This is a genomic window from Pontimicrobium sp. MEBiC01747 (genome assembly GCF_053601635.1).
The window spans coordinates 1-14,825 of sequence record NZ_JBSHNS010000063.1 but is presented as its reverse complement, the minus strand read 5'-3'; the positions used below and the strand labels follow the sequence as shown (position 1 = coordinate 14,825).

15 protein-coding genes are annotated in these 14,825 nt (G+C 32.7%); 2 read left to right on the top strand and 13 right to left on the bottom strand.

The annotated features are described in order from the left end of the window. The 3 genes from ACVC2P_RS01065 to ACVC2P_RS01055 form a co-directional block, all read right to left on the bottom strand. A partial coding sequence (locus ACVC2P_RS01065) for a SufE family protein (RefSeq protein WP_452596633.1) occupies positions 1 to 151 on the bottom strand: 151 nt, incomplete at its 3' end. Positions 152 to 200: 49 nt separating this feature from the next. Further along, positions 201 to 692 (bottom strand): hypothetical protein, encoded by a 492-nt coding sequence (locus ACVC2P_RS01060; RefSeq protein WP_452596632.1) that lies wholly within the window; start codon positions 690 to 692, stop codon positions 201 to 203. Positions 693 to 779: 87 nt separating this feature from the next. Next, positions 780 to 1,994: an aminotransferase class V-fold PLP-dependent enzyme gene (locus ACVC2P_RS01055; RefSeq protein ID WP_452596631.1), complete on the bottom strand. Its 1,215-nt coding sequence runs from the start codon at positions 1,992 to 1,994 to the stop codon at positions 780 to 782. A gap of 189 nt (positions 1,995 to 2,183) precedes the next feature. Between ACVC2P_RS01055 and ACVC2P_RS01050 the strand changes: the two genes are divergently transcribed. Further along, a complete protein-coding gene (locus ACVC2P_RS01050) occupies positions 2,184 to 2,357 on the top strand; it encodes a hypothetical protein (RefSeq protein ID WP_452596630.1) in 174 nt (57 codons plus the stop codon). Next, entirely contained in the window at positions 2,351 to 4,009 is a 1,659-nt protein-coding gene (locus ACVC2P_RS01045) for a serine hydrolase domain-containing protein (RefSeq protein WP_452596629.1), read from the top strand. Before ACVC2P_RS01050 ends, ACVC2P_RS01045 begins: the two co-directional genes overlap by 7 nt. Positions 4,010 to 4,039: 30 nt before the next feature. On the opposite strand, the gene sufD is transcribed toward ACVC2P_RS01045, so the two are convergent. The 10 genes from sufD to ACVC2P_RS00995 form a co-directional block, all read right to left on the bottom strand. Beyond that, complete coding sequence (gene sufD, locus ACVC2P_RS01040) at positions 4,040 to 5,353, bottom strand: Fe-S cluster assembly protein SufD (RefSeq protein WP_452596628.1); 1,314 nt, start codon at positions 5,351 to 5,353, stop codon at positions 4,040 to 4,042. A 56-nt stretch (positions 5,354 to 5,409) separates the two neighbouring features. Beyond that, positions 5,410 to 6,162 carry a Fe-S cluster assembly ATPase SufC gene (sufC, locus tag ACVC2P_RS01035; RefSeq protein ID WP_452596627.1) on the bottom strand — a complete coding sequence of 251 codons (753 nt, stop codon included), beginning with the start codon at positions 6,160 to 6,162 and terminating at the stop codon, positions 5,410 to 5,412. A gap of 4 nt (positions 6,163 to 6,166) precedes the next feature. After that, the gene (locus tag ACVC2P_RS01030) at positions 6,167 to 6,586 is read right to left on the bottom strand and encodes a hypothetical protein (RefSeq protein WP_452596626.1); all 420 of its coding nucleotides are present in this window, start codon (positions 6,584 to 6,586) and stop codon (positions 6,167 to 6,169) included. Positions 6,587 to 6,649: 63 nt separating this feature from the next. After that, positions 6,650 to 8,098 (bottom strand): Fe-S cluster assembly protein SufB, encoded by a 1,449-nt coding sequence (gene sufB, locus ACVC2P_RS01025; protein WP_452596625.1) that lies wholly within the window; start codon positions 8,096 to 8,098, stop codon positions 6,650 to 6,652. Positions 8,099 to 8,185: 87 nt separating this feature from the next. Then, entirely contained in the window at positions 8,186 to 8,515 is a 330-nt protein-coding gene (locus tag ACVC2P_RS01020) for a HesB/IscA family protein (protein WP_452596624.1), read from the bottom strand. A 111-nt stretch (positions 8,516 to 8,626) separates the two neighbouring features. Further along, positions 8,627 to 9,703 carry a cytochrome-c peroxidase gene (locus ACVC2P_RS01015; protein ID WP_452596623.1) on the bottom strand — a complete coding sequence of 359 codons (1,077 nt, stop codon included), beginning with the start codon at positions 9,701 to 9,703 and terminating at the stop codon, positions 8,627 to 8,629. A gap of 2 nt (positions 9,704 to 9,705) precedes the next feature. Beyond that, complete coding sequence (locus ACVC2P_RS01010) at positions 9,706 to 10,482, bottom strand: MbnP family protein (RefSeq protein WP_452596622.1); 777 nt, start codon at positions 10,480 to 10,482, stop codon at positions 9,706 to 9,708. A 9-nt stretch (positions 10,483 to 10,491) separates the two neighbouring features. Beyond that, a complete protein-coding gene (locus ACVC2P_RS01005) occupies positions 10,492 to 11,838 on the bottom strand; it encodes a hypothetical protein (protein WP_452596621.1) in 1,347 nt (448 codons plus the stop codon). 8 nt (positions 11,839 to 11,846) lie between these two features. Beyond that, complete coding sequence (locus tag ACVC2P_RS01000) at positions 11,847 to 13,166, bottom strand: choice-of-anchor B family protein (RefSeq protein ID WP_452596620.1); 1,320 nt, start codon at positions 13,164 to 13,166, stop codon at positions 11,847 to 11,849. Between the two features lie 11 nt (positions 13,167 to 13,177). Then, positions 13,178 to 14,674, bottom strand: a complete 1,497-nt coding sequence (locus tag ACVC2P_RS00995; protein WP_452596619.1) for a choice-of-anchor B family protein — start codon at positions 14,672 to 14,674, stop codon at positions 13,178 to 13,180. Positions 14,675 to 14,825: the final 151 nt, after the last annotated feature.

Here is a 14,825-nt window from a genome sequence, read left to right as displayed (position 1 = left end):
CTTTTATTATATTATTATCTGTTTTGTATTGTGCATCAATTAAAGGTAAGTCTTTACCTAAATCTATCATATATTGGTAACGCTCTTCCCAATCTTCAAACATTGAGAATTCGTCTATTATTTCATCTTGTATTTCTTGTATACTTTGCATGAAGACTAAATTTTTCTTTTGCAAAAATAAGCAATTATGACGACGAAGACTACTCTTTATCTTTTACAATGGCTAACATTTTGTTAATTAGGTCTGCAACGCCTTTGTTAGGTTTACCTGCATCAAAATTAGGAACAGCATAAGTTTCTCCATCTTTAATAATTTTAAACTCTCCTATTGGCGCTCCATCGTAAAATCTGGCTTTACTTGGTGCTTCCATTGCAGGCATGCCTTTTAAGTCTGTAATATCTACAAGTAACATTAAGTCTTTCCAATCTGTATCATTAATTGTTTTTTCTGTAGGCTTATCGTTTCTATTTTTTTGAATAGTGGCTTTTTTATTACTCATTTTTAGCTCGTAAAAACTACCCCTTGTAATTGCAGAATATTCTAAAGCAACATTTAAATTTTGTAGATTTTTCATTAGTGTCTCATTTTGTACATCTTCACCGGATTGTGCTGCTGCAGAGTTAGAAGCCTCTTTTGCTCCTCCACAAGCATTTAAAATAACAGTAAAAAGTAGTAAAGTAATTATTTTCATGGTTTTTAATTTTGTTGTTTGTATTATAATAATACAAAAAAGACGCCAAAGTTGACGTCTTTATATTTATAAGTATTTAATATTGAGCTAAGACAGCATCATTTGTGCTTTTTTAACACCAGAGACCAAAATATCAATTTCTTCTTTTGTATTGTAAAAAGCAAAAGAAGCTCTTACTGTTCCTGGTATATTAAAGAAACTCATTATTGGTTGCGCACAATGATGCCCTGTGCGCACAGCTATTCCTAATTTATCTAAAATAGTACCTACATCGTAAGGGTGTATGCCCTCTAGGTTAAAAGAAATAACAGAGGTTTTTTGTTTAGAGTTACCATATATTGTTAAACCCTCTATTTCCGAAAGTTTTTCTGTACCATATTTTAAAAGCTCGTTTTCGTAACTAGATATAGCTTCAAAACCAATAGTATTCATGTAGTTTAAAGCAGCTCCAAAAGCGATACCACCACATATATTTGGTGTACCTGCTTCAAATTTATGAGGTAAACCTGCATAAGTAGTTTTTTCAAAAGTAACTTCGGCAATCATTTCACCACCGCCTTGATAAGGGGGTAATTTATTAAGCCACTCTTCTTTTCCATAGAGTATACCAACACCAGTAGGGCCGCATATTTTATGTGCAGAGGCTACATAGAAATCTGCATTTAAAGCTTGCATATCGGGTTTAATATGTGGGCAAGCTTGTGCGCCATCTATTAATACTGCTGCATTAAATTGGTGTGCTTTTTCTATAATATATTCTATAGGGTTAATTATACCTAAAGCATTAGAAATATGATTTACAAAGACTAATTGTGTGTTTTCATTTAGCAATGCATCGTAACTGTCCATTTCCAACTCTCCGTTTAGGTTCATTGGTATAACTTTTAAAATAGCGCCTGTACGTTCGCAAAGCATTTGCCAAGGCACAATATTACTATGGTGCTCTAAGGCAGATACAATAATTTCATCTCCTTTTTTTAATAGGGATGTAAATCCATTAGCGACTAAATTAATACTATGTGTTGTTCCAGATGTGTATATAATTTCGTGAGCATGTTTTGCATTAAAATGGTCCTTAATAATTTGTCTGGCTTGTTCATACTTATCGGTTGCCTCTTGGCTTAAAGCATGAACTCCTCTATGAATATTTGCATTATAGTTACTGTAATAATCTACAATAACATCGATAACTTGTTGTGGTGTTTGCGATGTTGCAGCATTATCAAAATACACTAAAGGTTTACCATTTACTTGTCTAGAAAGTATGGGAAAGTCTTTTCTAATTTTATCAAGGTCTAACATGTTACAAATTTAAGGTTTGTTTGTTAAAAAGACACATAATGAAAATAGAAAGATGCTATTTATAATATTGAATTGTCTATTCTTTTAAAAATGTTTTAATATTTATTTTAAATGCATTTTAATAAAATGTATATTTGAAAAATGTATAACTGATGTTCTATTAAAAAAGAACAGATAAATTAAATCATTATGAAGAAATCATTTTATGTATTAGGGTTTATAACCTTTTTTATTTTAGGTATAGGAGCCATGTTTGAGTTTTTAACTTGGCCCTATAGAGGTATTATAGTGTTTATAGGCTTCTTGTTTTTAAACTTTGGATTGATACCAACATACTTCTATCAAAAATATAAGCAATGTTAGTTATGTTAAGGTATTTAATAGTTGCAATAACTATATTAAGTGCAAACTTATATGCGCAACAAACTATAGAAACTAGAATAGATGCTATTTTAGACACATATAATAAACCTAACCAGCCTGGTTTAGGTATAAGAGTGGTAAAAGATGACAGTATTATTTACTCTAAAGCTTTTGGTGTTTCTAATTTAGATTACGGAATTAAAAATACAGATTCAACAGTATTTTCTTTAGCGTCTATTAGTAAGCAGTTTACAGCATCTGCGATTTGGTCCTTATTACAAGCTAATAAAATTAGTTTAGAGGACGATATTAGAAAATATTTACCAGAGTTTCCTAATTATGGTGAGACAGTAAAGATTAAGCATTTGTTAAATCATAGCGGTGGAATTAGGGGCTACCACACATTAATGCATTTATCTGGTTTTGATTATGATACTGTTTATTATGATAATGAAACGGTACTACAATTAGCTTGTAGGCAAAAGAACTTAAATAATAGACCGGGAGAGAAAGTAGTGTATTCAAACACTCATTATAATCTTTTGACAATAATAATTGAGCGAATCACTAAAAAAAACCTAAATGATTATTTAAAAGAGCATATACTTAAACCTCTTAAAATGAATCAAACGTTTGTTCGTGTAGAGCATGGCAAACCAATACAGCATAAAGCCATAGGGTATAAATATAAAGATGATGGTTATATATATTCTACATCAAACCAGTTGAGTTATGGTGCTGGAAGCATGGGGTCTAGTGTTATTGATATGACAATTTGGATGCAGATGCTTAATGAAAATAATCCTGCATTTAAATCGCTTTCACAATTTTTAAAAACCACAGAGGTACTACTTAATGGAGAGGAAGCAAATTATGCCAGAGGTGTAATGGTAGACACTTACAAGGGGTATAAAACAGTTAGTCATAGTGGTTATGGTTTTGGTGGCCAATCTCAACTTATAACTATTCCTGAAGAGGGGATAGGTGTTATTATAATGACTAATCTACAATCTATTAATCCTACACCAATATCTTATAAGATTTTAGATGTTTTGTTACCTGAAAAATTAGAAGAAAAAAAAGATATAAAGGTTGACTATAACATTGGATTTACAGTTCTTAAAAAATTTATAGGAGAATACAAAGAGGTTAATAGCGATATGAAAATGACTATTTCTATGGAAAACGATACCTTAAAGGCATTGAGTTCTTTGGGAAGAAATGCAATACCACTTATTCCTTTTGCAAAGGATAAATTTTGTAGACTACAAAGTCAATCTGTAAAATATGATTTTTCTAAACGCTCTAATTATGATCTGGTTATATCTTTTGGAGGGACTCCATTTTATTTTGAAAAAGCAAAATTTGTAAACCCAGCATCTGTTAATTTAAATGAGTATACTGGTGATTTTTATTCAGAAGAATTAGAGACTAATTATAGGTTTTATATTGAAGGTAATACGCTAAAATTGTCTTATACAAATAATATGGGTATTGCTCTTTCTCCAGTTCAGTTAAACGAATTTGGTAATAACGATAGAACATTATACCAATTTATAAAAGATAAGAATAATAGCGTTATTAGTATGTATTTGTCTTGCGATGGGCAAGTAAGTAATATAGAGTTTGTAAAACAAAAAAGCCGCTTATAGCGGCCTTTTTTGTTTTATAGGAGGTTTTGTTTACAAATCAAAACCAATATTAACACCTAATTTCATGGCGATTAACTTATTTATGCGTTGTTTTAATTCTGGAATTTTTACAGAACTTAAAACATTATTGCTAAAAGCATACATTAAAAGTGCTTTAGCTTCTTTTTTAGGGATTCCTCTAGATCGCATATAAAACATAGCGCTTTCGTCTAGCTGCCCAATGGTACATCCATGAGAACATTTTACATCGTCTGCAAAAATCTCTAATTGAGGCTTTGTATTAATTGTAGCCTTATCGCTAATTAATATATTATTATTAGCTTGAAAAGCATTGGTTTTTTGAGCTTCTTTTTCAACAACAACTTTTCCATTAAAAACGCCAGTAGCATTATCTCCAAAAATACCTTTATAGTCTTGATGACTTTCGCAATTTGGTTCTATATGGTGTACTAATGTGTTGTGGTCTACGTGTTGTTTATCTCCAATAATAGTAATACCCTTCATGGTAGAATCTATATGTTCTCCATTTTGATAAAAATTAAGATTATTACGTGTTAGTTTCCCTCCAAAAGAAAAGGTGTGTACTAAACAATGGCTATCGCTTTTTTGATCGATAAATGTATTATCAATTAAAGAGGCATGGCTATTATCGTTTTGAATTTTGTAATAATCTACAATTGCATTTTTGTTAGCAAAAATTTCGGTAACACTATTTGTTAATACAGGATTATCGGTTAAGCTTTGGTGGCGTTCTATTATCTGTACTTGTGCATTTTCTTCTACAACAATAAGATTGCGGGGTTGTAACATTAAAGCCGACTCATTTCCAGTAGAGAAATGTATAATTTGAATTGGCTTTTCTGCAATTTTACTTTTTGGAATATGTATATATGCACCTTCACTTGAAAACGCAGTATTTAAAGATGTCAAGCTATCTTTGGTAGCTATTTTATTAAAATACTTATCTATAACCGCTTTGTACTTATCTTTGTTTAATGCAGAAGACATTAAACACACATCCATTTTATCATGTGTTGTTTGTGATAAGTGTGATGAGTATTTACCATCGATAAAAATAATGTTATAAGTATCTATATCATGTAAAAAATACTTTTTTATATCCTTATAATCTAATGCATCTTCCTGTTTAGGAAATACACTATAATCTTCCTTTAAAATCCCTTTAAGAGAGGTATATTTCCAAGCTTCTTCTTTTTTAGATGGAAAGCCAGTAGCTTCGAATGTTTTTATAGCTTCTGTTCTAATATCATGAACAGGAGAATCTATATCTACGTGGTTTTCGAAAGCTAAAAAGGATGATACTAATTTTTCTTTTAAATCCATTGTTTAAGTATTCAGTTTTACAAAACTCTATAATAACTAAGAGCTGTAAACTAATTTTAAGCGTCTACTTTTTCCTTTATCCAGTCGTATCCTTTTTCTTCTAGCTCATGAGCTAATTCTTTACCACCAGATTTTACAATTTTACCTTTATATAATACATGTACATAATCTGGTACTATGTAATCTAATAAACGTTGGTAGTGTGTAATAACTACTACAGCATTGTCTTTAGATTTTAATTTGTTTACACCATTGGCAACAATACGTAAGGCATCAATATCTAAACCAGAGTCTGTTTCATCTAAAATAGCTAACTTAGGTTCTAGCATAGCCATTTGAAAGATTTCATTACGTTTTTTCTCTCCTCCAGAAAACCCTTCATTTAAAGAACGCGATAAAAACTTTCTGTCTATTTCTAAAAGTTCCGATTTTTCGCGAATTAATTTAAGCATATCCTTTGCAGGCATATCCTCTAAACCTTTTGCTTTACGATTTTCGTTAATAGATGTTTTCATAAAGTTAGTTACAGATACTCCAGGTATTTCAACGGGGTACTGAAATGATAAAAAGATACCTTTATGAGCGCGCTCTTCTGCTGCTAATTCATTAATATCTTCACCTTCTAAAATGATTTCACCTTTTTCTACTTCGTATTCTTCTTTACCTGCAATAACAGAAGCTAATGTGCTTTTTCCAGAACCATTTGGTCCCATTATAGCATGTACTTCTCCTGCTTTTACTTCAAGATTAATTCCTTTTAAAATCGACTTATCTTCAACACTAGCGTGTAGATTGTTTATTTTTAACATCGTATTATTGTCCTATTTTAATGACTTCGTTTGCTTTTGGATCTAGTGCTTTTACGCTTACTATTTCTTTAATTTCTATTCTATATGGCCAACCTTCTTCTCCTTCTGGGATTGGTGTTATTTTTCCACGAACTTGAACAGCAACACCATCTGTTGCTTCTTTTCTAAATGCTTTACCCATGTTATATAATTCGTGCATTTTATCATCTATAATTACACCATATACAGAGCTTCCAGATTGTAAAACAGCAGCATCTGCATAGTATATAAACTCGCCTGCTAATAATGTTAAGCCATCATTTTGCTTTGCTGTTTTCTCTGTTAAATCTGTTGGTGTTTTTGTAGTAACCTCAGTTGTATTTGTATCGTTTTTACAACTTGTAAATACTGAAAGACCTAAAAGTAAGATGAAAATTTTCTTCATAATTATTATAACTATTAAAGGGTTTTATACTTCCGAAAAAACGGATTGTTTTTAATTTTTATATTAACCTACTGAGCCTTCTAAACTTATTTCCAATAATTTTTGTGCTTCTACAGCAAATTCCATTGGTAATTTATTTAAAACTTCTTTACTAAAACCATTAACTATTAATGCTATGGCTTTTTCTGTATCTATACCACGCTGGTTACAATAGAAAATTTGATCTTCACCAATTTTACTAGTTGTAGCTTCGTGTTCTATTTGAGCTGTTTTGTTTTTGGCTTCTATATATGGGAAAGTATGGGCACCACATTCGTTACCCATTAATAAACTATCGCATTGAGAGAAGTTACGTGCATTTTCGGCTCTAGAACTTATTTGTACTAAACCTCTATAGGAGTTTTGAGATTTTCCTGCAGAAATACCTTTTGAAATGATTGTGGATTTAGTGTTTTTTCCTAAATGAATCATTTTAGTACCTGTATCTGCTTGCTGGTAGTTGTTTGTAACTGCTATAGAGTAAAATTCTCCAACAGAGTTATCTCCTTTTAATACACATGATGGGTATTTCCATGTTACAGCACTTCCTGTTTCTACTTGTGTCCAAGAAATTTTTGCATTGGTTTCGCAAAGTCCTCTTTTAGTAACAAAATTGTAAACCCCTCCTTTTCCTTCTGCATTTCCTGGATACCAGTTTTGTACTGTAGAATATTTTATTTCTGCATCATCTAAAGCTATTAGTTCTACAACAGCAGCGTGTAATTGGTTCTCGTCACGACTTGGTGCTGTACACCCTTCAAGATAGGATACGTAACTACCTTCGTCTGCTATAACAAGTGTTCTTTCGAATTGACCTGTTCCAGCTTGGTTAATTCTAAAGTAAGTAGATAATTCCATAGGGCAACGTACACCTTTAGGAATATAACAAAAAGAACCATCGCTAAATACAGCAGAATTTAATGCTGCATAAAAATTATCTTTTTGCGGAACAACAGTTCCTATATATTTTTTTACTAGCTCTGGATGCTCTTTAATGGCTTCAGAGATACTCATGAAAATAATTCCTTTTTCTCCTAAGGTCTTTTTAAAAGTTGTTGCTACAGAAACAGAGTCTACAACAACATCCATTGCTACGCCTGCTAACTTTTTTTGCTCGTCTAGAGATATGCCTAGTTTTTCGAAAGTTGCTAATAACTCTGGATCTACTTCATCAATACTATCATATTTAGGCTTACTATTTGGTGCCGAATAATATGAAATAGCCTGAAAATTTGGTTTTTCGTAATGTACATTAGCCCATTCAGGCTCTTCCATGGTTTTCCAAATTTTAAAGGCTTCTAGTCTCCATTCTGTCATCCACTCTGGTTCGTCTTTCTTTTTAGAAATGGCACGAACAATATCTTCGTTTAAACCAATAGGAAAGGTTTCAGATTCTATATCTGTATAAAAACCATATTCGTACTCTTTGGTTTTTAATTCTTCCCTTAAATCGTCTTCGGTATATTTGCTCATTTATTTATGAATTGAAAGATTGAAAAACGTAATTACTATATATAGTGTTAATGATTTTCGCTCTTTTTCAAATTTTTAATTATTTAATTATAAAGAGAAACTTTCTCCACAACCACAAGTTCGGTTTGCGTTAGGGTTATTAAAAACAAACCCAGTTCCATTTAATCCACCAGAATATTCTAAGGTAGTTCCTATTAAGTATAAAAAGCTTTTTTTATCGACTATAATTTTTACACCATTATCTTCAAAAACTTTATCGCCTTCTTCCTGTACTCTATCAAACTTTAAATCGTAAGATAAACCAGAACAACCACCACTCTTAACACCCACGCGTACGTAGTCTGTAGTAGCATTATAGCCATCATCAGTCATTAACTCAATGACTTTCTTTTTAGCTGTTTCAGAAACCTTTATCATAAATTTTTAGTTATAGAATTGATCTAAATAGTGTGCAAATATACAACATCAGTCGCTTTTAACCATATAACATGACATTATATTAATAAATGGTTTTATAACAAAAACCTATTAGTTAGTAAAGTCTGGGTTTGTTAGGAAAGAAGGATCGGAGAGTGTTAATAAAAAAGCTTTTAAATCGGCTTTATCTTGAGCAGATAGTTGAACGCCTCCTTGGTCTACTTTTTTCATTAAAGGATCTATGGTTGGAGAATTTTGTAAGCCTTCGCTATAATGGTTTATAACTTCTTCTAGTGTGTTAAAGCGCCCGTCATGCATATAAGGAGCAGTATAGGCAAGGTTACGTATAGAAGGCGATTTAAATTTACCATTGTCTGTAGGGTCTCCTGTAACGCCACCAAGACCAAGATCTGTAAATGTAGCATCTAAGCCATTATTGTGGAAAATATTATCTGTCCATAATGGATTATTAGGGCTTCCATGACAATGAAAACAATCTCCTTTAGATTCTTGCATAAAAACGTCTAGCCCGTTTAACTCCTCTGGTGTTAAAGTGGCTTGGCCAAGTAGGTATTTATCGAATTTTGAATTTGAAGAGATTAGTGTGCGTTCAAATTGTGCAAGGGCTTTGGCTGTTAATTCTTTTGTAATTGTTGTGGTGTTAAACGCTTTTCTAAATAGTTCTGGATATTCTGAGTCGGCAGATAGTCTATCTACGACATTATCCCAGTCACTATGCATTTCTATAGGGTTTTGGACTGGTTCTAGGGCTTGTCTTTCTAAACTTAGTTCTTTGCCATCCCAGGCAAAGCGTTCATTATAATTCCAAGCTAGATTAAATAAAGGCATAGAGTTACGTGTACCCAAATTACCATCTATACCTTCGCTAAATGCTGTGTTGTCTGTAAAAGCATTTTGTGGAGCATGACATGTTGCACAGGCTTGTGTTTGGTCTCCAGAGAGTATGTTATCGTAAAATAGCTTTTTACCTAAAGCAACACCTTCTACTGTTTGTGGGTTATTACTAGGAATAACTGGAGGGATTATATTTTGCTCAAATAAAGGAGGAATGTCTAACGCTAAAGGCGTAGGTTCGTACCCTTGATTTAATTGACTTTCCTCATCTGAGCATGATGATACTAAGATGAGGAAAGTTAAATAAACAATATGTAATCCGTATTTTTTCATTTTTATTGAGTGATTTCTCCTAAAGTAAACACACCATTTTTTCCATTAGCATTCATCATTATTTGTGCTGCAGAATTTGGCATTAACATTTGGTTTAGTACATTTAAATCCCATGTGTTAGGGTTTTTAAACCATTCTGCTAAATTTGCTTTTACTTCTATTGTTGCATCATTTGTTATAGATACTGCACCAAGATCTACGTTAAAAAAAGTGTCCTGCGGGAATGTAGGATTCATACCAGGATTATCTACAGCTCTAATTGCATGATAATTAAATCCTTGTTCGGTATTAGAAGCGTTTGTAAATTTCCCATCAAATTGCATATAATGGTAACCTCCTCCCATCATAGCAGGTACGTTAAAGTTTTCACTGTTTAAGTCTGTATAATTTTCAGCATTGTCTTCGTTGTTAAATCCAAATGTAAAAGATACATTAGTATATGTTCCTGTTGGAATATTTGTATCAAGATTATATGTTAATCTATTATTATTGGTAACATCAATTAAATTATGCCCATTTATTACAATTTTTTCTCCATTTGTTTTGGTAAATGTTACATTAGAAATTAGGTAGCGTAATCTTGTAATGGTTAAGACTTCGCCATTAGCATTAGTGTATTCTGTGTTTTCAAAATCTGCATTAGTAATAGAGGTTCCGTCCCAATTGTGAGAGAATCTAAGACTTGTTTTTGCAGATGCTTTAATGTTATCATCATTATCTTCACCACATGAAGTAAAGCTAATAGCCGCAGCTATTAACAAAATAAATATTTTTTTCATTTTCAATTTTTATTTAATTTTTACGAGTAATAGGTCTGTAAAACCTTTATTTTCTGTTATATCGGCATTGTTACTAGAAGTCTCACCAACAAGAACAACTGTTTTATCATTTAATTCGGTAATACCGTAGGCGAAATCTATTTCGGTACCACCTATAGTTTTTTGCCACTGTAATTCTCCAGTGCTACTAACTTTTATAGCCCAAGCATCATTTTGACCTTGATTTGTTGTTACGTCTCCATTATCACTACGAGAGCTTCCTGAGAGTAAGAAACCGTTGTCTTGTGTTCTAGTAATAGATCGTGCCACATCGAAACTTGTACCTCCTATGGTTTTTTCCCATAATAATTCACCCGCTGGTGAAATTTTAATTAACCACAAGTCTGCCGCTCCATTGTTGTTAGAAACATCGGTATCTGTACTTCTAGTATCTCCAGCAATTAGGTAATTGCCGTCTCCAGATTTAGTAATGCCTCTTGCTTCATCTATTTCTGAACCACCAAAAGATTTTTCCCAAACTAGAGCGCCTTCTGAAGAGATTTTAATAACCCAGAAATCGTAAGTTCCTTTGTTTCCTGTAATATCGGTATCTTGACTGTCTGATCGTCCAGCAATAATAAATCCATTATCTGCTGTTTCTACAACACCTTCTGGTGTATCTGTAAAATTACCTCCAAAATATTTACTCCATTGTAATTCTCCTGTAGCATTTAATTTAATCGCCCAGTAATCTCCTCCTGCATGTAATGTAGCATTGGTTTTAGTGTTACCTTGGCCACCAGATGCTGTGACATCTAATACGCCTGTTATTAAATAACCACCATCTGACGATTGTGTTAAGGCTGTACCAGTATCTGATCCAGAAAATCCAAAAGATTTTTGCCAAGTTATATTACCAGAGGCATCTAATTTTGCTATCCAATAATCTTGAGCGCCTTCATTTACTGAAACATCTTCGTCGTTACTAAAACTGTATCCTAAAATAGCATAACCGCCATCTTGAGTTTGTATTATTTCATTTCCTCTATCGTCATCTGTTCCTCCATAAGTCTTGTTCCATTGCAATTGGCTTGCAGCGTTAAACTTTAAAACCCAATAGTCGTAACTTATATTTTGTTTATCTGTAACATCTCCATCCATGCTTTGTGTGTAACCTAAAACGGCATAACCACCATCTGTTGTATTAATTACAGATCTGGCACTTTCATTTTTAGAACCTCCATAAGTTTTTACAAACTCTATCTCTCCGGTTGCTTCTGGAGAAGGGGTAGGGTTAACATTGCCAGGGCTATCATCTTTAGAACAACTAAACAATAATAAAACAGCAATTATGGGTATGTATTTTTTTAAATTCATATTATTTTTTATGTACCACTTTGTCTAACAATAAATAAGCCTCCTTCTATGTCTCCTAAAATAATATTTCCGCTAGCAAAGTATGGGTATAGACTCCATACACCATTAAAACTAGCACTATCACTAGAAGGGAAAGTATCAAAGTAGCCTATTTCTGTCATTGAGTTGGTTGCTGCGCCTATATTTGTTATATCTAGTACTCGCATTCCTGCTCTATAGTTAGATAAAAAGTATTTGTTTCCTTTAACATAGCCGTTGTGATCTATAGCGGCAGTAGGCCCTAAATATGTAGAAGAAGCTGTAGGGTTGTCTAAATCACTAAAATCGAATACTAATGTTTTGGTATTGAATCCGAAACCTTGTTCATCTAATTCGTCTCCTAGTATAAAGTAACGATGATCTTCTGTAAACCACCCTTGGTGTGCATAAGCTGTTTGTGGGTATGTAAACTCGCTAATAGCAATAACATTTGTTTTATCTGTTACGTCTAGTACTACAACTTTATCTGTATTACCATTACTACCTACATATATTTGTTTTCCAGCATGTTCTGTGTCTGGTCCATTGTATGTTACAACTTGAGCATCATGAGAGTAACCTCCAGCAGTATAGTCTCCTAATAATGTTGGATTAGTAGGGTTTGAAATATCTATAAAAATCGGCCCACCTCCATTAGTAGAATTACAGCCAACAAGATATGCTACTGCTTCGCTTTCATTAATAACAATATTATGGCAACTTCCAACTCCTGTATAAATAGCATCTGCAGTAAATGTTTCTGGTGCATTAGCTACATTTCTTAGACGAGTAAGATCGAATACTTGCATGCCATGTGGTCCTACACCATCTGCAACAATAAAGGCATGATTATTATAAACTTTAACATCTCTCCAAAAATTAGTTCCAGCCGAAGTGTTTAATCGTCCTAAAAACACTGGGTTTGTTGGGTCTGTTACATTAACAAATGCTGTTGCATTAGTTAAACCTACTAATGCATATTCATTACCATTACTAGGGTCTGTCCATCCCCATATATCACTTCCTTCTGTGTCAGGGTCCCCTCCTAATACTTCTGCACTAACAGTGCCAAGCAAATCATAATCATTACAAGGGTATGGTCCAGCCATACCGTTCTCGCATGGGTGCAAAGGGACAATAGTGTTCCCTCCGTTATTTCCCCCGTTACCTCCATTTCCATTATTACCTCCATTTGGAGTTTCAATTACTATATCTGTCGGTTCGTCTGAGCAACTTAAGGCTGTAGACAATAGAAGCGTAGTACAAAAGAGTACTCTTGATAGTTGTAGAACGGTACTGGAGTATTTCATGTTTATAAATTTTATTTCAACACTAATTTTTTAGTGATAGTATTATTTATTTTAATAAGGTATATCCCTTTAGAATAATCTGTTGTAGGTAAAACGAATGTGTCCTTATTAATATTGTTTTTTGAATAGACATTTTGACCCAATATGTTATAAATAGATACACTTTTAATTTGTTTCCCTGATGGCGATTTAATTGTAGCTACAGAGGTTGTTGGGTTTGGTGATAAAGAAAATGCTTTTGGGTCTTCAAATTCATTAGTGCTTAAAGTATTACTTTGCCTAACAATAATTAAACCACTTTCAATATCACTTATAATTATATTTCCACTTGCAAAATAAGGATAAACACTCCATGCTCCATGAAAACTTGCACTATTACTACTTGTATAAGTATCAAAGTGTCCTATTTCAGAATTTGTGTTGTTAGATGATACTAAAGTTGGTACATCTAATACTCTTAATCCAGCACTATAATTTGCTAAATAAAATTTATTGCCTTTAACATAACCATTGTGGTCTATAGCATTTGTTGGGCCAGTGTATGTTTTAATTAATGATGTATTAGAAAAATCGGCATCTAAATCATTAAAATCGAAAATTACAGTTTTTGTTTGTACTCCAAAACTTTGCTCATCACCTTCATCTCCTAAAATAAAATAACGTTGATCGTCTGTAAACCACCCTTGGTGTGCATAGCTTATTTGTGGATAAGAAAACTGATTTATTGATATTATATTGTTTTTATCTGTTACGTCTAATATTACTACTTTGTTAGAGTTACCATTACTTCCTATAAAAATTTGCTTTCCTGTGTAATCAGAATCTGGTCCATTATATGTTATTACTTGAGCATCGTGAGTATAACCTCCAGCAGTATAGTTACCAACAGTATCTGGGCTTGCAGGATTAGTTATGTCTACAAAAATTGGGCCTCCACCATTAGCAGATACACAACCTACTAAATAAGCAATTCCTTCACTTTCGTTAATTACTATATTGTGACAACTTCCAATGGTAACATCTCCTGGATCTCCTGTATATTTAAGCACTTGAGCGCCATCGTAAGTTAAATCTGGATCTACTCCATTTCTTAAAATTGTTAAATCAAAAACTTGCATTCCATGTGCGCCAACGTTATCGGCTACTATAAATGCATGGTTATTATAAACCTTAACGTCTCTCCAAAAATTATTTCCTGCTGCCGATTCTATTCTTCCTAAAAAAACAGGATTTACTGGGTCTGTTACATCTACAAAAGCGGTACTATTAGTCATTGCTATTATAGCATATTCTTTACCATCTAAAGGATCTGTCCAACCCCAAATATCACTACCTTCTGGATTTCCTGATGTAGTGGCTAGTGTAGATACGGGTATTCTAGACATAAAATCGTAATCATTACATGGGTAAATTCCAGCCATTCCTGTAGTTGTATTACAAGGTGTTTGGGCAAAAATTGCTTGAAATAAAAAGCAAAAAATAATAGTAAAGGGGTAACTTTTAATCATCTGTATTGGTTTTGAGTAAAATAAGATACGCAAAGTATAACAAAAAGCGATAAAATGCACACTTTAAACGTTAAACTACTGTTTAAAAATGTCTTATTTTAATTTTTAAGTAAAAATTTAGCTAGAGAATTAAGGTTAACTAGACTAGAAT